At 65.6% G+C, this 22,513-nt stretch carries 29 protein-coding genes; 18 read left to right on the top strand and 11 right to left on the bottom strand.

What is annotated here, in order from left to right:
- Nucleotides 1–10: 10 nt before the first annotated feature.
- Nucleotides 11–382 carry a DUF3040 domain-containing protein gene (locus AC5RW2_RS13665; protein ID WP_493963191.1) on the bottom strand — a complete coding sequence of 124 codons (372 nt, stop codon included), beginning with the start codon at nucleotides 380–382 and terminating at the stop codon, nucleotides 11–13.
- Between the two features lie 357 nt (nucleotides 383–739).
- Between AC5RW2_RS13665 and AC5RW2_RS13660 the strand changes: the two genes are divergently transcribed.
- From AC5RW2_RS13660 to AC5RW2_RS13650, 3 genes are all read left to right on the top strand, one after another.
- Entirely contained in the window at nucleotides 740–1,150 is a 411-nt protein-coding gene (locus AC5RW2_RS13660) for a ferritin family protein (RefSeq protein ID WP_493951051.1), read from the top strand.
- Nucleotides 1,147–1,968: a family 1 encapsulin nanocompartment shell protein gene (locus AC5RW2_RS13655; protein WP_493963190.1), complete on the top strand. Its 822-nt coding sequence runs from the start codon at nucleotides 1,147–1,149 to the stop codon at nucleotides 1,966–1,968. The genes AC5RW2_RS13660 and AC5RW2_RS13655 overlap by 4 nt, the downstream gene beginning before the upstream one ends.
- Before the next feature lie 194 nt (nucleotides 1,969–2,162).
- Entirely contained in the window at nucleotides 2,163–2,813 is a 651-nt protein-coding gene (locus tag AC5RW2_RS13650; RefSeq protein ID WP_493951053.1) for an SDR family oxidoreductase, read from the top strand.
- An 82-nt stretch (nucleotides 2,814–2,895) separates the two neighbouring features.
- Here the strand turns inward: AC5RW2_RS13650 and AC5RW2_RS13645 are convergent, their stop codons facing one another.
- On the bottom strand, nucleotides 2,896–3,198 hold the full coding sequence (locus tag AC5RW2_RS13645; RefSeq protein WP_493951054.1) for a DUF4193 domain-containing protein: 303 nt from the start codon (nucleotides 3,196–3,198) through the stop codon (nucleotides 2,896–2,898).
- Nucleotides 3,199–3,458: 260 nt separating this feature from the next.
- Entirely contained in the window at nucleotides 3,459–4,208 is a 750-nt protein-coding gene (locus AC5RW2_RS13640; protein WP_493963189.1) for a M50 family metallopeptidase, read from the bottom strand.
- Nucleotides 4,209–4,275: 67 nt separating this feature from the next.
- Between AC5RW2_RS13640 and AC5RW2_RS13635 the strand changes: the two genes are divergently transcribed.
- Together AC5RW2_RS13635 and AC5RW2_RS13630 are read left to right on the top strand one after the other, a co-directional pair.
- Nucleotides 4,276–4,890 (top strand): GyrI-like domain-containing protein, encoded by a 615-nt coding sequence (locus AC5RW2_RS13635; protein ID WP_493963188.1) that lies wholly within the window; start codon nucleotides 4,276–4,278, stop codon nucleotides 4,888–4,890.
- 250 nt (nucleotides 4,891–5,140) lie between these two features.
- Nucleotides 5,141–5,569 (top strand): DoxX family protein, encoded by a 429-nt coding sequence (locus tag AC5RW2_RS13630; RefSeq protein WP_493951057.1) that lies wholly within the window; start codon nucleotides 5,141–5,143, stop codon nucleotides 5,567–5,569.
- 214 nt (nucleotides 5,570–5,783) lie between these two features.
- On the opposite strand, the gene AC5RW2_RS13625 is transcribed toward AC5RW2_RS13630, so the two are convergent.
- Nucleotides 5,784–6,329, bottom strand: coding sequence for a helix-turn-helix domain-containing protein (locus tag AC5RW2_RS13625; RefSeq protein WP_493963187.1), 546 nt, complete (start codon nucleotides 6,327–6,329; stop codon nucleotides 5,784–5,786).
- 154 nt (nucleotides 6,330–6,483) lie between these two features.
- Between AC5RW2_RS13625 and AC5RW2_RS13620 the strand changes: the two genes are divergently transcribed.
- From AC5RW2_RS13620 to AC5RW2_RS13610, 3 genes are read left to right on the top strand one after another with little or no spacing between them, the layout of a single operon-like run.
- Complete coding sequence (locus AC5RW2_RS13620) at nucleotides 6,484–6,912, top strand: MarR family winged helix-turn-helix transcriptional regulator (RefSeq protein WP_493963186.1); 429 nt, start codon at nucleotides 6,484–6,486, stop codon at nucleotides 6,910–6,912.
- Nucleotides 6,909–7,445: a hypothetical protein gene (locus tag AC5RW2_RS13615; RefSeq protein ID WP_493963185.1), complete on the top strand. Its 537-nt coding sequence runs from the start codon at nucleotides 6,909–6,911 to the stop codon at nucleotides 7,443–7,445. Before AC5RW2_RS13620 ends, AC5RW2_RS13615 begins: the two co-directional genes overlap by 4 nt.
- Nucleotides 7,446–7,474: 29 nt before the next feature.
- A complete protein-coding gene (locus AC5RW2_RS13610; protein WP_493963184.1) occupies nucleotides 7,475–8,341 on the top strand; it encodes a class II glutamine amidotransferase in 867 nt (288 codons plus the stop codon).
- Nucleotides 8,342–8,433: 92 nt separating this feature from the next.
- Here AC5RW2_RS13610 and AC5RW2_RS13605 read toward each other — a convergent pair whose 3' ends face one another.
- Complete coding sequence (locus AC5RW2_RS13605) at nucleotides 8,434–8,910, bottom strand: acyl-CoA thioesterase (protein ID WP_493963183.1); 477 nt, start codon at nucleotides 8,908–8,910, stop codon at nucleotides 8,434–8,436.
- Nucleotides 8,911–9,020: 110 nt separating this feature from the next.
- Between AC5RW2_RS13605 and AC5RW2_RS13600 the strand changes: the two genes are divergently transcribed.
- The 3 genes from AC5RW2_RS13600 to AC5RW2_RS13590 all read left to right on the top strand — a co-directional run bounded on the left by AC5RW2_RS13600 (nucleotide 9,021) and on the right by AC5RW2_RS13590 (nucleotide 10,256).
- Nucleotides 9,021–9,335 carry a hypothetical protein gene (locus AC5RW2_RS13600; protein ID WP_493951063.1) on the top strand — a complete coding sequence of 105 codons (315 nt, stop codon included), beginning with the start codon at nucleotides 9,021–9,023 and terminating at the stop codon, nucleotides 9,333–9,335.
- A gap of 172 nt (nucleotides 9,336–9,507) precedes the next feature.
- Nucleotides 9,508–9,906 (top strand): YidH family protein, encoded by a 399-nt coding sequence (locus tag AC5RW2_RS13595; protein ID WP_493951064.1) that lies wholly within the window; start codon nucleotides 9,508–9,510, stop codon nucleotides 9,904–9,906.
- The gene (locus tag AC5RW2_RS13590) at nucleotides 9,906–10,256 is read left to right on the top strand and encodes a DUF202 domain-containing protein (RefSeq protein WP_493963182.1); all 351 of its coding nucleotides are present in this window, start codon (nucleotides 9,906–9,908) and stop codon (nucleotides 10,254–10,256) included. The genes AC5RW2_RS13595 and AC5RW2_RS13590 overlap by 1 nt, the downstream gene beginning before the upstream one ends.
- A 164-nt stretch (nucleotides 10,257–10,420) precedes the next feature.
- Here the strand turns inward: AC5RW2_RS13590 and AC5RW2_RS13585 are convergent, their stop codons facing one another.
- Together AC5RW2_RS13585 and AC5RW2_RS13580 are read right to left on the bottom strand one after the other, a co-directional pair.
- On the bottom strand, nucleotides 10,421–10,819 hold the full coding sequence (locus AC5RW2_RS13585; RefSeq protein WP_494074090.1) for a YchJ family protein: 399 nt from the start codon (nucleotides 10,817–10,819) through the stop codon (nucleotides 10,421–10,423).
- Nucleotides 10,820–10,948: 129 nt separating this feature from the next.
- On the bottom strand, nucleotides 10,949–11,620 hold the full coding sequence (locus tag AC5RW2_RS13580) for a TetR family transcriptional regulator (protein ID WP_493963180.1): 672 nt from the start codon (nucleotides 11,618–11,620) through the stop codon (nucleotides 10,949–10,951).
- 81 nt (nucleotides 11,621–11,701) lie between these two features.
- On the opposite strand from AC5RW2_RS13580, the gene AC5RW2_RS13575 reads away from it, so the two are divergent.
- A complete protein-coding gene (locus AC5RW2_RS13575; protein WP_493942355.1) occupies nucleotides 11,702–12,199 on the top strand; it encodes a CarD family transcriptional regulator in 498 nt (165 codons plus the stop codon).
- A gap of 156 nt (nucleotides 12,200–12,355) precedes the next feature.
- On the opposite strand, the gene AC5RW2_RS13570 is transcribed toward AC5RW2_RS13575, so the two are convergent.
- Entirely contained in the window at nucleotides 12,356–13,414 is a 1,059-nt protein-coding gene (locus AC5RW2_RS13570; RefSeq protein WP_493963179.1) for an App1 family protein phosphatidate phosphatase, read from the bottom strand.
- Between the two features lie 117 nt (nucleotides 13,415–13,531).
- Here AC5RW2_RS13570 and AC5RW2_RS13565 point away from each other — a divergent pair, with 117 nt between their 5' ends.
- From AC5RW2_RS13565 to AC5RW2_RS13555, 3 genes are all read left to right on the top strand, one after another.
- A complete protein-coding gene (locus AC5RW2_RS13565) occupies nucleotides 13,532–13,927 on the top strand; it encodes an SRPBCC family protein (protein ID WP_493963178.1) in 396 nt (131 codons plus the stop codon).
- Nucleotides 13,928–14,120: 193 nt separating this feature from the next.
- Nucleotides 14,121–14,591, top strand: coding sequence for a DUF4383 domain-containing protein (locus AC5RW2_RS13560; RefSeq protein ID WP_493963177.1), 471 nt, complete (start codon nucleotides 14,121–14,123; stop codon nucleotides 14,589–14,591).
- Between the two features lie 105 nt (nucleotides 14,592–14,696).
- Nucleotides 14,697–15,677: a hypothetical protein gene (locus tag AC5RW2_RS13555; protein WP_493963176.1), complete on the top strand. Its 981-nt coding sequence runs from the start codon at nucleotides 14,697–14,699 to the stop codon at nucleotides 15,675–15,677.
- Nucleotides 15,678–15,757: 80 nt separating this feature from the next.
- On the opposite strand, the gene AC5RW2_RS13550 is transcribed toward AC5RW2_RS13555, so the two are convergent.
- Entirely contained in the window at nucleotides 15,758–16,510 is a 753-nt protein-coding gene (locus AC5RW2_RS13550) for an NADPH-dependent FMN reductase (protein WP_493963175.1), read from the bottom strand.
- Between the two features lie 88 nt (nucleotides 16,511–16,598).
- On the bottom strand, nucleotides 16,599–17,108 hold the full coding sequence (locus AC5RW2_RS13545; protein ID WP_493963174.1) for an Lrp/AsnC family transcriptional regulator: 510 nt from the start codon (nucleotides 17,106–17,108) through the stop codon (nucleotides 16,599–16,601).
- A gap of 132 nt (nucleotides 17,109–17,240) precedes the next feature.
- On the opposite strand from AC5RW2_RS13545, the gene AC5RW2_RS13540 reads away from it, so the two are divergent.
- The gene (locus tag AC5RW2_RS13540) at nucleotides 17,241–18,488 is read left to right on the top strand and encodes an NAD(P)/FAD-dependent oxidoreductase (protein WP_493963173.1); all 1,248 of its coding nucleotides are present in this window, start codon (nucleotides 17,241–17,243) and stop codon (nucleotides 18,486–18,488) included.
- A 254-nt stretch (nucleotides 18,489–18,742) separates the two neighbouring features.
- On the opposite strand, the gene AC5RW2_RS13535 is transcribed toward AC5RW2_RS13540, so the two are convergent.
- Complete coding sequence (locus tag AC5RW2_RS13535) at nucleotides 18,743–19,153, bottom strand: four-helix bundle copper-binding protein (RefSeq protein WP_493963172.1); 411 nt, start codon at nucleotides 19,151–19,153, stop codon at nucleotides 18,743–18,745.
- Nucleotides 19,154–19,450: 297 nt separating this feature from the next.
- Here AC5RW2_RS13535 and AC5RW2_RS13530 point away from each other — a divergent pair, with 297 nt between their 5' ends.
- Together AC5RW2_RS13530 and AC5RW2_RS13525 are read left to right on the top strand one after the other, a co-directional pair.
- Entirely contained in the window at nucleotides 19,451–19,807 is a 357-nt protein-coding gene (locus AC5RW2_RS13530) for a heavy-metal-associated domain-containing protein (protein WP_493963171.1), read from the top strand.
- A gap of 63 nt (nucleotides 19,808–19,870) precedes the next feature.
- Entirely contained in the window at nucleotides 19,871–22,123 is a 2,253-nt protein-coding gene (locus tag AC5RW2_RS13525) for a heavy metal translocating P-type ATPase (protein WP_493963170.1), read from the top strand.
- Nucleotides 22,124–22,513 lie beyond the last annotated feature (390 nt).

Here is a 22,513-nt window from a genome sequence, read left to right as displayed (position 1 = left end):
GAGATCCGTTCTAGACGTCGGCCGTGTATTTGCCGGCAGCGATGAGCAGGAAACCGCCAACGGCGACGGCGACGGTTCCAGTCACAAGACCTGCAGCCACCGTTGCCACTCCAGCAGCCATCATCCAGCGACCCAAGCTGCGCCGTTTCGATGACGGCTGCGGCAGTTCCGGCCCCGGCGGGGTCTGCTGGCTGACAATCGGCAGCGACAGGGTGATCACCGCGCCGGTGCCGCCCGGTGGTTCCGTCTCGCTTGGATGCCGGGTCCCGGCAGGCCACGGCCTTCCCGGCATCGACAGCATCCGGGCCAAGACCGGATTTTCGGCGGCGAGATGCCGTTCAATTTTGGCTAGTTCACGCTGTTCTGCATCAGAAAGTTGCATCGTTGGTGCCGGCCCGTTCTGTCAAGGACGCGGGCACCTGCGTGTGGTTGTTCATGGGAATCTCCCGGTGGGGCAACTGCTAAGGGCCTTTAGAGTATGAAAATCAAAGCCGGCACAACAGTCGGTTTCAAACTGTTACGCGGAGAGCCCGTGCAGCATGGAATCCGGGGCCGGTTCCGCACCGCTGGCGCCGCGGTAAATGCAGGGTCGCCGGTCCTGAGGAGCTGGCGGGGTTGCTCGGCCCGCACCCCAGCCGAGCTTCCCGGAACCAGCCGTGCTCCGCCGTCGTCAGGGGTAGTCAGGTGGCTGGGCCGTGGCTACGCTGACTCAGAGGCACAACCTCACGGAGGAATCCAGATGGGCTTTGACCAGTATCACGAACCCGCCCAAGAGCTCTCCGCCGAGACGCGGACGTTCGCGCGGATGTGCGCCAATCTGACCGAGGAAGCCGAGGCGATCGGCTGGTACGAGCAACGGATGTCGCTGGAAAAGGATCCGCAGTCGGTCGCCATCATGGAGGACTCACTGGCCGAGGAGTTCAAGCATTTCAGCATGGATCTGGAGTTCCTGCTGCGGCGGAAACCGAGATGGCGCCAAATTGCCCGGGGCACGTTGTTTCAAGACGGCGACATTGTGGCCAACGGCGGCGCCGCCGAGGCTGCGGCCGCAACCGGAGCGAGCCCCGAAGCGCCCGCAGGTTCCGGGGCCGGGCCGGGCCGCGCCGATCCGTCGCTGGGGATCGGCAGCCTCCGGGAGGACTTCTCATGACCCTTAACCACCTGCTGCGCGAACATGCCCCGATTTCCGACGGCGGCTGGAAGCTGTTGGATCAGGAAGCCAGGGAGCGGCTCACCGTGGCGTTGGGTGCCCGCAAGATGGTCGATTTCGCAGGACCCTTCGGCTGGGAGTATTCCGCCACGAATTTGGGACGCACGGAACAGGTGACCGGGCCGGTGCCGGCCGACGGCGTGGCGGCGCGACGGCGCGGGGTGCTCCCCTTGGTGGAGGTCCGGGCACCGTTCAAGGTTTCCCGCATGGAATTGCTGGACCATGATCGAGGAGCGGCGGACGTGGACCTCACCGATCTGGATGAGGCGGCACTCCAAATTGCCATAGCGGAGAACTCAGCCGTCTTCCACGGCTGGAGGCAGGTGGGTATCACCGGAGTCACCAGCGCCACGCCGCACGCACCCATACCGCGCGTGCCGGACTTCAACGACTACCCCAAGCGCGTGGCCAAGGCCGTCTCGGCCCTGCTGCGGGTGGGCATCGCCGGGCCGTTCGGGCTGGCGCTCGGCCCCGGGCACTACACAGCAGTGGTGGAGGCGACGGAGCGCGGCGGATATTTGCTGTCGGAGCACTTGCGCAAGCTGCTGGGCGGCCCGATCATCTGGGCCCCAGGGGTCCGCGGGGCGATAGTGATGAGCCTGCGCGGCGGTGACTTTCTGTTCGAGTCGGGCCAAGACCTCTCGGTCGGCTACGACCGGCACGACGAGGAGTTCGTTTACTTCTACATCGAGCAGTCGTTCAGCTTCCGCGTGGCCACCCCGGAGGCCGCGATCCATCTGACCGGCAGCGACGGTTAAGGCCTGGGGAAGCCGCCAGTCAAGGGCGTCCCGCTCGAGGGCAAAACACCCCTAACCCGATGCAGCTCACGGTACCCCCCCGGACGGTGCTGCCCGAGGCGAGCACCGCCGTCGTACTTCCAGACATGCTGGGCACTGGCGATTGGCCGGTGTCCGTGCCTAAGTTGGGGAGAGACCGCAACGGAAGGAAGCATATGTCCCGCATTGCCATTATTGGTGGCCACGGCAAGGTCGCGCTGCACCTCTCCCGCATCCTCACCGGCCAGGGCCACGAGGTCAGTGCGATGATCCGCAATCCGGACCATGCCGCCGATGTCCAGGACGCCGGGGCGACGCCGTTGGTTGTCGACGTCGAGACCGCCACGGCTGGGGAATTGGCCGATCAACTGCGGGGGCACGAGGCTGTTGTTTGGTCCGCCGGTGCCGGTGGCGGCAATCCAGAACGCACCTATGCAGTGGATCGCGACGCGGCCATCCGGTCGATGGATGCCGCGGCGGCCGCCGGTGTGCAGCGTTACATCATGGTGTCCTACCTGGGCGCCGGCAAGGATCATGGAGTCCCCGAAGACAATGCGTTCTTCCCCTACGCCGAGGCGAAGGCGGCCGCGGACGAGTACCTGAAGTCGACGTCGCTGGACTGGACGATTCTTGGTCCCAGCGCACTGACTCTGGAACCGGCGATTGGAAAGATTCAGGCCGGGCCGGGAACGCCAGGCGGTCAGGTGAGCCGGGAGGACGTCGCGCTGGTCGCGGCAGAGGTGCTCGCCGTTCCGTCCACCACCGGGAAAGTGATCGAATTCATCAACGGAAGCACACCGATCAGCCAGGCCATCCGCGAGCTGTGAGCACTCGGTCTTGGCAGACCGCTGCTTTGGTTTAACAACAGAACCCCGCGCTGCAAACAGCGCGGGGTTCGGCATTTGAGATTTAGCCTTCGCAGTCGCGGCAGTACTTCTCGCCGTTCTTTTCGCGGGCTACCTGGCTGCGGTGGCGGACCAGGAAGCAGGAGGAACAGGTGAATTCGTCCTCACGGGGAGGAACAACCTGCACTACCAGTTCTTCGCCGGAGAGATCAGCACCAGGAAGGTCAATGCCCTCGGCGGTGTCCGAATCCTCGACGTCGATCAGCGCGGTCTTCGCACCACCGGAGCGCTGGGCCTGAAGGGCTTCGAGCGACTCATTGCTATTGTCGTCGTCCTTGTTGCGCGGTGCGTCGTAATCGGTTGCCATGCGGGTTTAGAACTCCTGATGCTCTAGTTTGTTTTGACCTATCTGCGAGCGCCCATCATAGCTGCTCATCCAGACATTTCAACATCGTTTCAACAACGTCTGACCTAGGGCGATAATTCCCGGCCCTCGGGAACCGCCGCAGTGCGCCGTTCAGGCGAAATTACTGTGGGCAAAGCCACGGTCACGGGCGGCTGGGTTAGAGGTGTGGGCGGCGGGCGGTCGGTGGTTGGTGCGACGCCACCAGAGGTGTGCGGCGGCGGTCAGAGGTTCACCAGATTGCCGACGCCGGCGACGGTTGCCACCGCCCCGGCCCAGCACGCCAAGATCACCAAGGCGAACCCGGCCAGCCAGAACGCGGCAGGAATCCCCGTCCGTTTGGCGATGATGAAGGCATCTGAATTGGCCAGCTGATGGCGGCGCCGTGTGTGGACGCTCAGCAGATTCACCCAGTCGCGCACGGCTCCAACCAGCAGCCCGATGCCAAGGGCCAGGGTCACATGGCCCAGGAACTCCGCCGGCGCAAACCAGACCAGCAGTTGGGAGGCAACCGCCAGTCCCACGGCGATCACGATGCCCTCGAGATTTCGGATGAACAACAACGTGGCCAGCAGCAGGAGCGCGCTCACCGACAGCGCCGCACCAGACCATCCCGTGAATGCGGCCCAGACCAATACCGCTCCGACCAGGGCGGGCACCGGGTATCCCCAGAACCCTGCCCAAGCAGCCGAGGCAGGGCCTGCCCCACGGCTGATCATCGCACCGGATTGGTCGAACCGCAGATGGATTCCGCGCACCAGCCGACCAGTGGTCAGCGCCGCGAAAGCGTGTCCAAGCTCATGGACCGCCGTGACGAACAACCCGAAGTACCGCCAGCTGCCGCGCGGGACCGACAAGACCAGCGCAACAGCCAGGATCAGCGCCAGCTCCAGAATTCCGGTTTCGAGCGGTTCACCCCGCGTGAATCCGTCGGCGATCCTGCGCCACCATTCGGCGGCGAACTGCTGCAGCATTTTCCCTCGTCTCAGCCGTGACTACGCGATATAACTAGACCACATTCCCCCACTTCGGAAAGCAAACATGGACAAGCTGGATTTCAAGAAGGACCAGAAGGAGCTTTACTCCGCCGGCAAAGATTTCCGCTTGCTCACCGTCCCTCCGATGCAGTTTCTGGAGGCAGACGGCCACGGCAATCCGAACACGTCCGAGTGGTACGGCCAGGTGATCGAAGCACTGTATTCCGTCTCCTACACGTTGAAGTTCGCCAGCAAGAAGCAGCTCGGCCGCGACTATGTGGTCGGCCCGCTGGAAGGCCTGTGGTGGGCCAACGACATGTCCGCGTTTACCCGTCGAGCCAAGGACGAGTGGTCGTGGACGCTGATGATCCGCCAGCCCGATTGGCTGGGACCGGACCACGTCAAAGACGCGATAGGGCAGGCAGCGGCCAGGAAGGAACTTCCCGCCGTGGACTCGCTCCGGCTCGGCTCACTGGATGAAGGGCTCAGCGTCCAGGTCATGCATGGGGGCCCGTACGACGACGAAGGACCCGTGCTGGCCCGGCTGCACGATGAATATCTGCCGGCGAACAAGCTGGAACGGGTGGGTCGGCACCACGAGATCTACCTCAGCGATGCCCGCAAGACTGAGCCGGCCAAGCTCAAGACCATCCTGCGCCAGCCGGTCCGCCGGGCTTAGGTAGCTAAGTCCGCCCGCGGTGCCTTGCTGACCGGGCCGACCTTGGGCAAGCGGGCTTGCTGCACGGAGCCTCGGCTCCCGTCCGAGCGCGCCATCCGACGGGAGAGCGCTGCAGCTATCCCTCCCCGACGCGAAAGTTGACACTTCAACATAATTTCTGTCAGTATTTAGTTGAAGCGTCAACCTCCTGATGCTTAGCGCTCGTTCAAGACGGCCGAGTTCCCCTGACCATCGAAACGGTGACAACATCATGACCAATTCCGCTTTGACCACCACCGCACGTACCGTCCTTCGCGTTATTTTGGGCTTCCTCTTTGCAGCCCACGGCTGGCAGAAGTTCAACGAATGGACCATTGCCGGCACCCAGGCCGCGTTTGGCCAGATGGGCATCCCGGTGGCCGACATCGCGGCTCCGATCGTGGCCGGTCTGGAACTGGGCGGCGGCATCGCCCTGATCCTCGGCGTACTGACCCGCGTGGTCGCCGCCCTGCTGGCGCTGAACATGTTCGGCGCCCTGGTGCTGGTCCACGTGTCCGCCGGCGTCTTCGTGGAGGCCGGTGGCTACGAATTGGTGCTGCTGCTCGGCGCCGCCGCACTGGCGCTGGCACTGGTCGGCCCCGGCCGAATCTCGGTTGACCGTGCCCTCTTCGGCAAGACCAAACTGGCGGCCATGGCCTAACCCACGCCACACACCGCAGCTCCAACGGGCAGGCGCAGCCGCAAAGGCCGCACCTGCCCGTTGTGCTGTCCGCGCACCACCGATCCGCGGGTCAACAGGCCGGGGGTCTCGCTGCCCGGGGCCGCTTGTCCCGTGACGTTGGCAATCAGGGTGGGCCGCCGCCGTCGTGATGTTGGCGCCAGGGGGGAGTCGCCGGCCGCCGTGACGGTCGGGTCTAAGCGGCCATCAAGATGGACGGCGGCGACGGAGCGGCCTGAGCACCCGGGTCCAGTTCTACCCCGAGGCTCAATTCTGTACCGAGGTCCGGCTCTGCGCCGAGGCTCAATTCTGTACCGAGGTCCGGCTCTGCGCCGAGGCCCAATTCTGTACCAAGGCCCGGCTTTGCGCCTGAATCCGGTTCTGCGCCGATGCCCGGGTCCACTGCGCCCGACGTCAACGAATCCGGCGGAACCGATCGGGTCAGATCAAGTACCGGCCGGCGCTCGGAGGCAGCCAGTTCACGGTGCGCCGCGGCCAGGAACGCAGCCAGCCCGGAGCCCAGCGACGCGCAGACCGCGGCGAGGATCTCCGAAGATGCCTCTTTTAGCCCGCGTTCAATCTCCGACAGGTATTGGACGGACACCCCGGCGCGGGTGGCCACGTCCTCAAGCGTGCGATGCTGGCGACGGCGTTCCCGGCGCAGCACGGTCCCGTAGACGTCCCGCAGCAGCGGCGCCGGTCCGGAAACGGGATGGCGTTGAAGCTTTTGAAGTTCGAGCACGATGGAACTCCCTCCTGGCTGGTTCCATCGTAGAAACGTGCGGCACAGGAGTCAGCATGGTCTGCTGACGGCAGAAAACGGTTCAGGCACCAGTTCCGCGGCGGGTTCGACGTTTTTGTCGATCACTATGAGGTCATCCTTGTAGGGTGGCGGCATGGCACCTCTACGACCTATCGGATTTTGGCTGAAGCTCGTTGACCGGCTGATCGACGAACAGTTCATCGAGACCATGGAGGAACACGGCATCACGCGCCGGCAGTGGCAAATGATGAACCTGTTGGCGGACAAACCGTCCACCGCCGAGGAGCTCACGGAAGCGCTGGGCCCGTTCATCCCGGAAACCGAAGACGAAGGGCCGCTGGCGCCGGTGGAAGAGCTGGTGGAAAGCGGCTGGGTAAGTTCCACCGACGGCCACTACGCGCTGACCGACACCGGCCGGGCCAGCCTGGCCTCGCTCGGCGACGTGGTTGACCGCACCCGGACCGTTCTTGCCCAAGGCATCAGCGACGACGAGTACGCTGCAACCCTCGATGTCCTGGAACGCATCGCGCGCAATCTCGGCTGGGACGGCCCGGAACCATGACCACGCCGGCCCAGCTGCGAAAAAGCGCGCTGGCCCTGCCGGAGACGGCCGAGGCCTCGCCATCCGGCATGGTTGTTTTCTCCGTCCGGCAGAAGGAGTTTGCGTCGCTGGCCCAGGGCGGCCTGCTGCAGCTACAGCTGACCAACGACGACGCCGATGCCGCCTTGGCTGCCTACCCGACGGCCAAGCGGTTGGCGCCCTCAGGGACGCCGAGTGGCGTCCGGCTGCCTCTGGCCGACATCAACGGCATGGACCTCAACTGGCTGCTGCGCCGGTCCTGGCTATGTTGTGCTCCGAAACGGCTGGCCGTGCAGCTAGCAGCCGCGGACACCGGGATCGTACCGCACACGTTGCCGGCGGTCGGGGGCCCGGCCACCCGCGCCCTGGTCTCGGCCGGCATCACGGACTTGGACACCGTGGCACGGCGCACCGAGGCTGAACTGCTGGCGCTGCACGGCGTGGGGCCGAAGGCGGTACGCATTCTGGCGGAAGCACTCGCGGCCTCCGGACAGTCATTGCGAAGGGAAGAATAGCCAGCACCCGAGGACGGAGGGCAACACGAATGTGCAGGTTGTTTGGGCTCCATGCGGGCAAACACCGCGTCCACGCCACCTTCTGGCTGCTCGACGCTCCGGACAGCCTGTCCGAGCAGGGCAGACACCAACCCGATGGAGCAGGCATCGGCATCTTCACGTCGCTCGGCGCCCCGATAGTCAGCCGGCAGGCCGAATCGGCCTGGCACGGGAGGACGTTCGAACTCGCCGCACGGGATTTCACCTCCTCAACCTTCCTTGCCCACGTACGGTATTCGTCGGGCAGCAAGGCCTCCGTTGCGAATACCCACCCCTTCGAACAAGACGGCCGGTTGTTCGCACACAACGGCGTCTGTCGCGGGATGGAACTGCTTGACGAGCGGTTGCAGCACCTGGGGGCCGCGCATCTGGTGCGCGGCCAGACCGACAGTGAACGGATCTTCGCGCTGATTACGGCCGAAACACGCCGCAGCCATGGCGACGTGGCCCAAGGCATCAACGACGCGCTCGGTTGGATCATCGCCACCCTGCCGCTCTACAGCCTGAACATGATCATCACCACTCCGGACTATTTGTGGGCGCTGCGCTATCCGGAAACGAACGAGCTGTACATCTTGGAGCACACCGTTGACGATCCTGCTGGGCAGCACCAACTCGACGCCCGAAGCAGCCGCATTCGGGCGCGCTTTCCTGACTTGGCGCGGTACCCCGGCGTCGTGATTGCCAGCGAAATGATGGACGGCGAAGCCGGCTGGCGGCTGCTGGAACCAGGGGAAATGATTTGCGTAGGCCCTGACCTGCACGTGCAATCGAGCAAGCCGTTCCCGTTCAGCCCCACATTTCCGCTGGCGCTGTCCCAGCTGGGCCGGCATGCCGTCAGCCAACAACCCGACTGACGCCGCGCCTTGGTTCCAAGGCAGACAACCGGCTAACCCAAGCAAAGTGTCCGCTGCGCGGGGATCCGCAGCCGGGCCCCGCCGTCGTTGTTTCAGCGGAAGTTTGACTCGCCCACATAAGGTTCCAGAATTTTCCGCTGGCCGTCGCTCAGCCGCAGCAGTCGTCCGGAATCCGTGTGGAAGAACGCCAGCGTGGTTTCGGCCAGCACACACCGCTCGGCGGTCACCGGGTCCATGATCAGGTACGCAATGGTCAGGCTGGCACCCTTGATGGCGCTGATCCAGACCTCCACGTGGGCCGGGATGTTGCGGTAGTTCAGCGGCCGGACGTACTTGACTCGATGCTCGACCACCAGCGCCTGGGTGGATTCGGGCAGGTCGGAGAAGACCGGTAGGTCCACCTCAAGTCCGGGTCCACCGGTCCCGGCCGGCGGGCCGAACGCGTGGATGCGCGCTTCCTCAAGGATCCGCAGGATTTCCACGTTGTTGATGTGCCCGTAGGCATCCATGTCACCCCAACGCATCGGTACGTTGCAGGACAGGCGCTGGGCAGAAGGTCTCTCGGTCATGGCCCGATTTACTTTACCGGCCGTTTACGCTGTGGAAACCGTTTGGCATTCCGGATCCGGAACCCTATAGTAGGAGGGCGCCGCATAGTGTGATGCGCAACACAAGTCTCATGATGAATACATACGAAACAGAAAATACAGCCAGCACGGTATCGGGTTTCGACGTTTGGGTGGACGTCGAACTCCATGTTGATACCCAACTGGGCCTCATTCAATTCTGCCTTGAGGGCGAGCGCGTCCTGGGGTGGTCCGACAACATTGCCGCCATCGCGGCGGCAACGGCAGACTCCGCAGGAACCGCCCAGTGGTGCGAAAAATACTCCAAACTCCTGGTGCCAAGCTCCCGCAAGGGTGCGGGAAACCGCTTCTTCACCGTGACGCGGATGGACCAAGAGAACGACGACGGGGACCGCCCGGCGGCGTAGGCACGCACTCTCTGCCGGCAGCGGCTGGTGGATTCGTGCGCCGGCGCGGGTTCGCTCGTGGGCACGCTCGGGTTCGCTCGTGCGCACGCTCGGGTTCGCTCGTGCGTCGGCGCGGGGCCGGACGTGGCCGTCATGAACGCTGCCCAGCCGCGGACATGACTACCATGAAGCCGTGCCTACTTCATCGCCTTCACCCCGTCCGGAACGCGGCAAGTTCGCCGCCAAACTGCTCCGCGGCGGCACCGAGCCCGATCCGCGGTTCACGCTGGCCAACGAGCGCACGTTCCTCGCGTGGATCCGCACGTCGCTGGCCCTGGTGGCGGGCGGCATCGCGGTGGAGGCCTTTACCACCGACATTTTCGTTCCGGCGATCCGCACGACCATCGCGGTCGTGCTCTTGGTGCTTGCGATGGCGATCGGCTGCGGTTCCTTTTTCCGCTGGCTGAACATCGAACGGTCCATGCGACACAAGACTCCCTTGCCGCTGCCGCTGATCGCCCCGATTCTGGCCATTGGCGGCGGAGTGGTGGCAGCGCTGCTGCTGGTCTTCGTCCTGCTGCGGCAGACGTGATGCGGCGCGCCCGGCCCACCCCCGAGCCGGAACACCATGACGCCGGCCTGCAACCCGAGCGCACGTCGCTAGCCTGGAGCCGGACCACCCTGGCCATGATCGTGGCGACGGCGATGTTTTTGCGCTGGTTTCCGGAATACGGCTGGTTCACGGCAACGCTCGTGACCGTTGCGTTGTGCACGGCCTTGGGCATCTACCTCACCCAGAAACTGCGCTACCGCCGGGCAGTCTCCGGCATCGCCAACGAAAGGATCCACGCCGACGCCGCCGCGGCCGCCTGGGTCGCCGGCAGCGTGGTGGTGCTCGGCGCGCTCGGCATCTACGCGGTCCTGTTCCTAACCCTGGACTGATGAACGACGACGGCGCGCGCCCGGCAGGCGGGCGGCGTCGGGCGGCGGGCGGGCGTCAGGCGGCGGGCGGACGTCAGGCGCGCGGGCGGCAGGCGCGCGGGCGGCGGGAGCACGCCGCTGGGCCGGGCCAGGGACGGGAGCCGGCAACGGGCTGCGGGCCGGAGTCAGGACAGAGACAGGGCGTCGCGGTAGACCCAGCGGTCGTCCTCGCGAACGAACGTGCTCTTCTCCTGTTGCACCCGGTCTTGGCCGCCCTCGCGGTAAGTAGCCCGGAACTCCACCGTGCCCGCGCGGTCCGCTTCGCCACCGCGAACGGTTCTCAGGATCTGCAGTCCGGTCCACACCAGCGTGGGATCCAGCTCAAGGCTCGCCGGCCGTGTTTCCGGATGCCAGGTACGCAGCAGATAGTCCACGTCGCCTGTCACGAACGCCGTGTAGCGCGAGCGCATCAGGGCTTCCGCCGTCGGTGCCTCCAAGCCGCCTCGGTGCAGCGGTCCGCAGCACTCCCCGTACGTCCGGCCGCTCTGGCACGGACAGGCGGTGGCGGATCCGAGAGCCTTCATGGAGCCGCCGCCACGCACGGCTCGGCGTAGCTGCTGGCGACGTGCCCAAAATGCCACCTGCCGGCTCCTTGGCGGCCGGGCCGCCCCGCGCTCAGCACGAAGGGCCGGGCGTTCCGCTCGGACCGCACGTCAGTGGGCCAGCTGCCGGGCGGAGGCGTAAATGTCAGGCAGGTTGTCGTTCCGGCCCGCCTCGCGCCGGGTCACCCAGACTTCGAAGGCCACCCGGACCACTGCCGCGCAGGTCTCGAAGGCGAGCCTGATCTGCAGATCGCTGACGCCGTCGCGGCCGAACCTGTCCATCAGGGCATCCACGAGTCCCGTGGTGCGGGTGGCATTGTGCTTGAGCAGGGCCGCCTTCAGCAGCGGTTCCTTCCTGATGAGCTGGTTGACCAGCAACATGCTGCGGGCCTGCGGAGCATCGTTGTCCGCGTACCCCTCCATCACCTGCTGGTAGACACGCTCCAGCTCTTCGCGCGGATTGCCCGAGGGGTCGATGGTCAGCAGCCCGGCTTCAAGTGCGGCGTCGAAGTCCTGGTGGGCCGGCAGCGCTGCCTCTTCCTTGCTGGTGAAGTAGCGGAAGAACGTGCGCTGGGAGATCCCGGCGGCGTGGGCAATGCCGTCCACGGTGGTGGCATCAACGCCGTATTCCTGGAACAGACGCAGCGCTGCCTCGCTGATTTCGGTCCGGGTCTGGCGCCGCCGTCGCTCCCTTAATCCGGGTGCAGCAGCAGGGAGCTCAGCCGTGGAAGGGCCGGGCACATCGGTTCTGGAAGCGCCGTTGATCGGCGATTTCTGTGGCATAGCAGCTTCCAAGATACCCCAATATTTGAGTATTAGCTGCCAATGTGGCAGTATCTGCCATAATGGCATGAAAGGGCATCAATGAATATTAAAGTTGGCGACACCCTCGTCTACCCCCCGCACGGCGCCGTCACCGTGACCGATCTCCGGACCCGTCCGTTCAAGGACTGCCAGACCAAGTTTGTGCAGTTCCGCGCGCATCACGACGGACTGATGATCGAACTGCCGCTGGGCAACGCGGAAACGGTCGGTGTGCGCAAGGCCATCAGCAAGAAGGGCGTCAAGGAGGTCTTCGCGATCCTCAAGGCGAAGGTGCCCGAGGACCAGGAGAACTGGTCGCGCCGCTTCAAGGCCAATCAGGAAAAGATTAACAGCGGCGACATCTACAAGGTCAGCGAAGTGGTCCGCGACCTCTCGCTGCGGGCCCTCGGACGCGGCTCCTCGGCCGGCGAGAAGCACCAGCTGGAGCAGGCCATGCGGATCCTGTGCTCTGAGCTTGCCCTGGCCGAGAAGACCGACACCGACACAGCCCGCGGCATGATCGAAGCCGTCTTCGGCCCGGTCGACGCCACGGCCTAAACATCCACTATTCACCAGGCGGCCTTTTCAGCTCTGAAAAGGCCGCCTGTTGAATACTCGATCCTGATCGCGCGCCGGCGCCCCGCTTCGCAAGGAGCGGGGCGCCGTCGTGTTCAGCCGGAAACGCCGACACTGCCAGCGCCACCGGGGACGGCGCTACAGGATACCCAGCTGCTGGAGCTGGTTCGCCAGGCCCTTCCCGTCAGGGGCATAGATCCAGGGGATGCTGCGCGCCGGGCCGCTGGGGCGGTCCTGTGAACGCCCGCCAGCCAGCACCGCTTCGCTGACCGACAGTTGCCGGATGGCGATGGCCGCCACGTGCCCCGGATAGCGCAGCGCGAAGCCGGCGTAGATGGCCTCGTCGTGCTGGCCGTCGTCGCCAATCAGCAGCCATTTGATGTCCGGGAACTCTTCGGCCAGCCGCCGCAACTGGTCGACCTTGTGCAGCTGTCCGCTGCGGAACCAGCGGTCTTTGGTGGGGCCCCAGTCGGTGAGCAGCAGCGCGCCGTCCGGATACAGGTTCCGGGACAGGAACCGGGTCAAGGTCTGCGCAACGTTCCAGGCACCGGTGGAAAGGTACAACACTGGGCTGCCCGGATGTTGGCGCGCGACCCGTTCCAGCATGACCGCCATGCCCGGGGTGGGATTGCGCGCATGTTCATCCAGCACAAAGGTGTTCCAAGCCGCCAGCAGTGGACGCGGCAGGGCGGTGACCATCACCGTGTCGTCGACGTCGGAGACCACACCGAAGCGCTCCCCCGGCGGCACCACATACACCGCAGCTTCCACCGGCTCGGAGTCCTCGCAGCGCAGCGTCACGGTGTGCCAGCCGGGCGCAAGATCCACGGAGACTTTTGCGTCCACCACGCCGCCGCGGTCGGCCACCACTTGATGTTCGACGCCGGCGGCGGAGATGGTCACGCGCGCGTTGGCCACCGGTGGGCTGATGAAGTTCCGCCAGCCGCGGATGCCGTCTGCCACCAGCTTGGAGGGCATCCGGCCGTTGTCGAAGGCGCCGGGCCTGGCCATGACCACCCGGCCAAGCACGCGGATCCAGCCGTCCGTGCCGTAGCCGGTAAACGGCATCACGGTGGCGACGTCTCCGCGCCGCCGCGCCCGCCGCTCCCGGTACGCCTGCCAGCGGTCTTCCATGCGCATGCCGATGTGGGCTGCCTTCTCCTGGAGGTCCTCGCCGTTGCCAATCCTGGATGCCATGGTCCAAGTCTGTCATGTACACGCTTTGTGGCCCGAACTTCACTCTCGGCCTCTTCCGGCGGTGAGGACCGGCCGCCGGGTCTTGTCCGCGCCGGAGCGAACCTGAAGACTGTTCCCATGACCTTTGCAGCGCGGCACATCAGCATTGCCATCGACCGCCCCTTTGGGGAGGTCTACGAGTTCACCAGCAACCCGGAGAACCTGCCGAAGTGGGCCGCCGGGCTCAGCTCCTCCATCGGCATGGTCGACGACTCGTGGGTGGCGGAAACGTCCGCCGGCCCGGTGCGGGTGAAGTTTGCCGAACGCAATGAGTTTGGTGTGTTGGACCACCACGTCATCACCGCTTCAGGCGAGTCGATTTACAACCCGCTGCGCGTGCTGGGCAATGGCGACGGCGTGGAGGTTGTCTTCACGCTCTACCGCCGCGAAGGCATGGACCAGGCCATGTTCGACGCCGACGCGGCGGCGGTGGACCAGGATCTGCACACGCTCAAGCGACTGCTCGAGGCCTGACCGGCGCACTCCACGGGACCGCCCGCACGGCCGCGATGACGCCCCAAACCCGGCCGCCGTCGTCGTGATTTTTTCGCGCCGGAGCGGGCAAACGGACGTACACTGAAAGCGCTGGTTCTGACGTCAGATGCGCCCTACCAACGGCCGAGTTGTTACTCGACGAAGTTTCGAAACTCATTGTTTGGGAGGAGAAATGACAACCGCATCACCGCATGCCGGACACGCACATGTCTCCCGTGGGACTGTGCGTAACGCTGCGATGGCTTCGGGAATTGTTCTCTTTGTGATCGGTGTTCTGGGCTTCATCCCGGGCATCACCATGCATTACGGGGACATGGCCTTCGCCGGAGGCTCAGAGGCGAAGTTGCTCAACGTGTTCCAAGTGTCCGTGCTGCTCAACATCGTCTACCTGGTGGTAGGCGTGGTGGGCTACATCATGAGCCGCAGCGCCAGTGGTGCGCGGGAATTCCTGATGGGAGCAGGCATCCTGTACCTCGCGATGTGGCTGTACGGCCTGATCGTCGGACCCGCCGCATATGGGGCCAATTTCCTGTCCACCAACACAGCCACCAACTGGCTGAACTTCATCCTCGGCGCGGTCATGCTGGCCCTGGGCATCACCTACATGATGCGCCAACGGAACGAAGCGCACGGAACAACCTAACCCGCTGCCGCCCGCCGGCCATCCCGGCGGGCCCGGTCAGCCACCGGACCCCAGTCGACAATGACTGGGGTCCGGTGCCGTTTGGCGTCGCCCGATACTGGTTCGATGGTGCTCATGATGCTGTGCGGCCTGCTGGTGGCCGCGGGTTTGGCTGTGGTGTTGCTAGGGGGCGGGGAGCGGTTCCGGCCGCCAACTGCCAATAACGACGGCGGCGCCCTCCTGCCGAACGTTGCCCGCCGGGTGCTGTGGTGGGCGAACGTCCTGCTGGTCGGCGGCGGCGTGGCCGGCTTGTGCATGGCCGGTGCCGGCGGTCGGCTCGTCATGCGGCTGCTGGCGATGACTTCGCCCGAGGACGACCGCAGGTTCACTGAAAACGGGTCGGTCATCGGGGACATCAGTTTGGGAGGGACCGGATTCCTGGTGGTCCTTGGCGTCGCTATCGGCATGCTCACCGCCCTCCTCTACGGGTTGCTGCGGCATTGGCTGCCTGCCGGCCGGGCGGGTGGTGCAGCCTTCGGACTGCTGTTGCTCTTGGTGCTGTCCACCGTCTTGGATCCGTTGCGGCCAGACAATCGGGACTTCCAAATCGTCGGGCCCGGCTGGCTCTCGGTGGCCGCCTTCTCTGCGCTGGCGATCGGCCATGGCATGCTGCTGGCCGTGGTTACAGCCAGGCTGTCCCGGCGCGTCCCGTTGATTGGTGCGGTGAAGGATCTGCGCTGGTATATCCCTTTGGCCCTTGTACTGGTGCTGTTGAGTGCCGCCAGTGTCTTGGTCTTGGCAGGAATCATTGCCGCGATCGGCGTGGTGTGGGCAGCGGCTGCCCTGAGGCGGCGGTCCCGCACCGGGGAGTCGGGAGAGCCTGCAGCGGCGGGACAACGGCTTGTCATGGCCGCCGGACAGCCAAGCCAACGTGCGGAGACCGGCGGAGCGGCGCCGGCGCCAAGGATCAGGCAGTCACAGCCGCGAGGCGAACGGCGGGATCGGCAGGTGATGCTGGCCGGGCGCGTCGCCCTGCTCGGGCTTGCTCTGGCATGCCTGCCGGGGTTCATTGTCGCCATGGCCAGCATCCTGGCGGCGGGCGGTTAGGAGCCTGAAACGCCGTGCAGGTTAAATGGCACCGCCCCGCCGGATGGGAACGGCGGGGCGGTACGGCAGGAAATGCCGTGCTATACTGCGGCGGCCTGCGGGGTGCGGATGGTGGCGAAGCCCTGGGCCCAGGGAATGAGCTGGTCGATCATCGGGGCAAGCGTTCCGGCGTTCTGGTCGGTCGGCTTGAAGTCGGCGAAGTTCTCGAAATCGGTGAACAGCGAGAACATCACCTGGTTGCGGACCACTGCCACCTGCAGTTCGGCCAGGAGGTTGCGCAGGTGCTCGGCAGCGCGGACGCCGCCCATCGAACCGTAGGACACGATGCCGGCGGCCTTGTTGTTGAATTCCGCGTTCAGGTAGGACAACGCGTTGGCCAGTGCCGCCGAGACGGTGTGGTTGTATTCGTTGGCCACGAAGATGTAGCCGTCGAATTCGCTGATCTTGGCCGACCAGGCCTTGGTGTGGTCGCCCTGGTAGTTCTGGTAGGCGGCGGGGTACGCCTCATCCAGCAGCGGAAGGTTGAAGTCGGCAATGTCGACAACCTCGAACGTTGCGTCGGTCCGGCCGGCCAATTCGGCGGCCACCCAAGCGGCCACCGAGTCGTTGACCCGGCCGGGGCGGGTGCTGCCGGTGATGATGGCGATCTTGGGGAGGCCTGCGAAGGCCTCTGCCGCAGCCGGAGTCTCCACGGGCGCAGCTCCGGCCGCAGTTTCTGCGGACACCGTTTCGCTGGCCGTTTCGTTCTCACGGGACTCGGCCGCTGCTGCCGCAGGGTTGGCGGCAGACCGGCGGGCGCTGGACTTGCTGAAAAGATTCTTGAACCAGGACATGGCAGCCTTCGATAGATTGCTTGACGTTTCAACAATCCTAGCGATGAGAAGAATGACGTGTCAACAAATGGTCAGAGGGGGTGCTTAATCAGGGGGCGAGCGAGCTTCCCGGCGGCCGGACGTGTTCGAAGATCACGGTGGTGTTGGTACCTGCAACCTCCGGCCGGAGGCTGAGGTTGTTCGCCACCAGATTGCGCAGCGCATTGGAGTCCGCCACGGCCACGTGGATCAGGAAATCGCGGTCTCCGGTGACAAAGAAGATTCCTTCCACCGCGGGCAGGCCGGCCAAGTAGTCCTTGAATTCGGCTAGGTTCGACCGGGCGTGCGCCTGCAGGCGGATGGAAATTAGCGCCTGCAGCCCGCGCCCCACGGCAGCCGGATCGACGTCGGCGTGGAAGCCCCGAATCACGCCCCGCTCGCGCAGGGAACGGATCCGGCTCAGGCAGGTTGACGGAGCAATGCCTGCAGCTGCGGCGATCGCATTGTTAGGAGTCCGGGCGTCATTCTGGAGCAACTCGACAATCAGCCGGTCGATGCGGTCCAGTCCGGACCCGGCCGCTGCCCCCAAAGGGCGTCGAACATCATTCGATTCCGCCATGTGACAGCCACCACTTCCTGAACTTTTGCTTCGCTGATTCCAGTCTTGCAGAATCTTCTCCCAATCACTTGCGATACCGGTAAACATTGTTCACGATAGGTGCCGAGAGCAGAAACAACCCGAGGAGCACCGATGTACTCTCGCGCACACGCCCCAAGCACCGCCGTCGTCGTAGGGGCCGGCATGGTGGGACTGGCCACCGCTTGGCACCTGCAGGAACGCGGCGTGGAAGTGACCGTTTTGGACAGGTCCGGTGTCGCCGCCGGTGCTTCCTGGGGCAACGCCGGCTGGCTGACGCCCGGCATGGCCATGCCGTTGTCGGACTCGAGCGTCTGGACCTACGGCCCGAAGGCGCTGGTTGATCCCGCGGCGCCGCTGCACATTCCCGCCCGGCTGGACCCGCAGTTGTGGAAGTTCCTGGCCCGCTTCGCGCTGCACGGCACGCAGAAGGCCTGGGACCGGACCATGGCTGCACTGACGCCGATCGACAAGATGGCGCTGGAGAGCTTCGACGAGTTGACGGACAACGGCGTCGAAGCCTGGACGCGGAAGGGCCCCTTCATCGTCGGTTTCGAGGACGAGAAGGAGAGCCGCCACTTCGTCCACGAGCTGGCCAACGTGGAGAAGGCCGGCCAGTCCGCTCCGCTGACCCGCCTGGAAGACGCCCAGATGAAGGTGCCGCAGCTGTCTGCCGCGGTCTCGACGGTGTTCGAGCTGGAGGGACAGCGGTTCCTCGAGCCCGGCCCGTTTGTGGAGGCCCTTGCGGAAGCGGTGGTGGAACGGGGCGGGAAGATCGTCCCGGGTGCGGAGGTCCGCTCGCTGCGCCACGGCCACACCGGGATCTCGGTGGAGACCTATGCCCAGGAGCCGTTCCACGCCGACGTTGTTGTCCTGGCCACGGGGGCGTGGCTACCGGAGCTCGCCAAGCCGCTGGGCGTGCGCACCATGGTGCAGGCCGGCCGTGGGTATTCCTTCAGCGTGGAAACCGACCAGCCGGCCGAGTTCCCGATTTACTTCCCCGCCCGCCGTGTAGCCTGCACCCCGTATCAGGGACGGTTGCGCATCGCCGGAACAATGGAGTTCCGCGGTCCGGACGAGCCGCTGCAGACCGGACGGATCGACGCCATTCTGGCCTCGGTCCGGCCGCTGTTCACCAATATGGACCTGGAGAATCTCGAGGATCTCTGGGTGGGTCCGCGCCCGGTCACTCCGGACGGGCTGCCGCTGGTCGGCGCCACCCGCTCCCCCGGCGTGTACGTTGCCGGCGGCCACGGGATGTGGGGCATTGTGCTGGGCCCGGCCACCGGAAAGCTGCTGGCCGAGCAGATTGTTACCGGCCGCGTGCCGGACGAGATCCGTCCGTTCGACCCGCTGCGCTGACCGGCGGACCTACGGATTCCCGCGGGTCGATGATCGCGGCGGCTTCCTGCTTGCCAGCTGCTCCGGACGGGTAAAAAGTCCCTCTAGCGGGGATGCCCCCGCTAGAGGGACGGGCTTCCCTTGTTCTGGAAACGCTCGGAACGGATTCTGCGCGGCGCATGTCGACTCCCCCGTCCTGGCGGACGCTGCTAGCACATGCTAGACCCCGCGGCCCGCCTTGGGTCAGCCGCGCTGGAAGCGGTCGGGGGAAGCCGCTAACCCAAGGATGCAAGCAGGTCACTGCAGGCAGTTTCGCAGCGGCGGCAGGCCTCTGCACAAATCCTGCAGTGTTCGTGCATCCCGGCGTGCTGTTCGCATTCCTCGGCGCAAGACTTGCAGGCAGTGCGGCAGGCTTCCAGGATCGCCCGGGTGATGTTCGCGTCGTAGCCGGTGTGCCGGGAGAGGATCTTTCCGGTAGTGGCGCAGATGTCGGCGCAGTCGAGGTCGGTGCGGATGCACTTCGTCAGCTCAGCGACCATATCCTCACTGAGACAGGCATCCGCACACGCGGTACATATCTGGGCGCATTCGAAGCAGGCCGCTATGCATTCGGCCAGTTTTTGGCGGTCCAATCCACCCAGGTCCTTGGGGTAGGTCTCAAGCATCGAGGCCACATGGTGTGTCATCGCTTCGGCCCTTTTCGCCAGTGGTTGGCTGCCGGCCGGTGCCGGCCACCACTTGCGACAGTAGCCTTAACGGTGCAAGCGGCAACAGACAGGCTCTGGCAACAGCTTTGACCTGATACCCCTCGGGGGTATACCCTTTTGAGTACCGGAACTCGTCGTCACGGCCCCCCGCTTGGGCTCAACGCACTGAAGGTCCCCACCGACGTGACAGGGCAATTACGACCTCCTCTGGGCCAGGCTCAGAGCACTGACGCTTTCCCGCCCTCACGGTTAGACGACGAGCGTGAGGAGATCGCCATGTGCGGACCAGAAAACCGCGAACTTCCCCTGATCGATATGTCCCAATCCCGCTGTACCTGCTGCGCGCCCGGTGAGACCGAAAGTGTTCAGGAATCGATCTCTGCTGCTGAGGCTCAGCGTGAGTCCGCCGACGCCACGGCACGCGCCGAATATCAAGTGGTTGGCATGACCTGCGGGCACTGCTCGTCCAGCGTCACCGAGGCGTTGACGGGTCTTGATGGCGTGACAGATGTGCAGGTGGCTCTCGTGCCCGGTGGCGTCTCCACCGTCATCATCGCCGCCACCCGGCCGGTAGCGGACGCGGAAGTTCGCGACGCCGTAGCCCAGGCCGGCTACGAGGTTGCCCCTTCCTGAAGAACACGGCGACTCTAAGGAGCGCCGCAGAGTCTCGACAGCTTTCGTCATGAACGGAGAGTCATGAGTACCCCAAGTTCCCCCGACCGGCAGGATCACCACGGACATCAGCCGGTCGCTGAGAACCACCACAACCAGCACGTGACCGGCGGGATGGACGACCACAACACCCACGGCCAAGGCATGCCCTCCGCGCACACCGGCCAGGCTCATTCGGCAGTGGACGAAGAACACGCCGTCCACACCCACGGCCAGCACGCAGGGCACAGCACGGCCATGTTCAAAAACAAGTTCTGGCTGTCGTTGGCTCTCTCAATCCCGGTCGTGTTCTTCAGCCCCATGTTCGCCATGCTTTTGGGCTACGACCTACCCCGGTTCCCCGGAGTTGCATGGATCCCACCGGTGCTCGGCACCGTCATCTTCTTCTACGGCGGCCTGCCGTTCTTGAAAGGCGGGCTGACCGAGCTGAAGACCCGCCAGCCCGGCATGATGCTGCTCATCGCAATGGCCATCACCGTCGCCTTTGCCGCCTCCTGGATCACCACCCTGGGCATCGGCGGATTCGATCTGGACTTCTGGTGGGAACTGGCCCTGCTGATCGTGATCATGCTGCTGGGCCACTGGATGGAAATGAGGGCCCTCGGCTCGGCACAAGGCGCCCTCGACGCCCTCGCAGCACTTTTGCCGGACGAAGCGGACCGGGTGAACGACGACGGCAGCGTCACCACGGTACCCATCGGCACCCTGACTGCCGGGAACGTCGTCCTGGTGCGCTCGGGTGCCCGGGTTCCCGCGGACGGCCGGATCATCGATGGCGAAGCCGAGTTCGACGAATCCATGATCACCGGGGAGTCCAAGGCCGTTGCCCGCAGCGTCGGGGCGTCCGTCGTAGCCGGCACGGTCGCCACCGACAGTGCCGTACGGGTAGAAATCACCGCGGTGGGCTCCGATACCGCACTGGCGGGCATCCAGCGGCTCGTGGCCGAGGCCCAGGCCTCGTCCTCCCGCGCCCAGGCCCTTGCAGACCGCGCGGCGGCCCTGCTCTTCTACTTCGCTCTCGGCGCCGGCATCATCACCTTCGTGGCGTGGCTGGTCTTGGGCAGCCCGGACGAGGCGGTGGTCCGTACGGTCACTGTCCTGGTGATCGCCTGCCCGCACGCTCTGGGGCTGGCCATCCCGCTGGTTATCGCGATCTCCACCGAACGCGCGGCCCGCTCGGGCGTGCTGATCAAGAACCGGATGGCGCTTGAACGGATGCGCACTATCGACGTCGTGCTGTTCGACAAGACCGGCACGCTGACCGAAGGCCAGCACGCCGTCACTGGTACGGCGGCGGTCGGGGGCGTCAGCGAGGCAGAACTGCTGGCCGCCGCGGCCGCCGTCGAATCCGACAGTGAGCACCCTGTGGCCCGCGCGATCGTCGCGGCGGCTGCCGCCGACCCTCAGGCCTCCGCAATGCGGCTGATCGGCCGGGACTTCAGTTCCATGACCGGCCGCGGCGTACGCGCCGTCGTGGACGGCGCCGAAATAGCCGTGGGCGGACCGAACATGCTGCGCGAGCTCGGCCTGGCACACCCCGAGGAGCTGGCCGCCCCGACGGCCGCTTGGATAGAGCGGGGCGCGGGGGTATTGCATGTGGTCCGCGACGGGCACATCATCGGCGCGGTGGCATTGGAAGACAAAATCCGCAACGAGTCCCGTGCCGCCGTCGCCGCGCTGCAGGAGCGCGGTGTGAAGGTCGCCATGATTACCGGCGACGCCCGGCAGGTGGCCGAGGCTGTCGGCCGGGACCTGGGCATCGACGAGGTCTTCGCCGAAGTGCTGCCACAGGACAAGGACAAGAAGGTAACCGAACTGCAGGAGCGCGGCCTGCAAGTCGCGATGGTCGGCGACGGCGTCAACGACTCCCCCGCCCTGGCCCGCGCCGAAGTCGGCATCGCCATCGGCGCCGGCACGGACGTGGCGATGGAGTCGGCAGGCGTCGTGCTGGCCGGCAACGACCCGCGGGCCGTGCTGTCGATGATCGACCTGTCCCGCGCCAGTTACCGCAAGATGATTCAAAACCTGCTCTGGGCCACCGGCTACAACATCATCGCCGTCCCGCTCGCCGCCGGCGTGCTCGCCTTCGCCGGTGTGGCAATCTCCCCGGCGGTCGCCGCGGTCCTGATGTCTATTTCCACCATCGTGGTCGCACTCAACGCCCAACTCCTGCGCCGGATCGACCTGGACCCGGAACGGATCCAAATCGATGCCCGACCCGGCGCGCCGGAGACGGCCGCGGTCCCGAGTGGATACGATTCCGCCGGACGGCAGTAGCTAGGCTGGATGCAATTACTTGTCAGGAACACGGCGTCAGGAACGGGTGCCCGGACCAGCCCCCGGGTCACCGCTTCCCCCGCCCGCCCGAACGATCGGACTGCTGCTCGGGCTCCTCGCGCACCAGGCTCCACCCGCGCGGAATTCCGGGACTGAACAGACCACACCCCACACGCCGCGACACCATTGCCGTTGCGGACGAGCAGCCCGGGCGCACGGCTTCGACGTCGGACCGCATTGGACGACCATCCGGCGATGGAGGGTCTGCCGGTCAGGCGTGTGACTCCTGACTACGTTCGGGAGCGGCCCCGACGTTCCGTCGGCGGTGAGGCGCACCGACTCCTGCCGGGTCAGCCGCTTCTGGTAACAGCGCGGGCATTGGCTTCTTCC

The organism is Arthrobacter sp. B0316-1-20, from assembly GCF_059091865.1.
The sequence above is the reverse complement of the archived record's forward strand: the minus strand, read 5'-3'. Positions and strand labels throughout refer to the sequence as shown.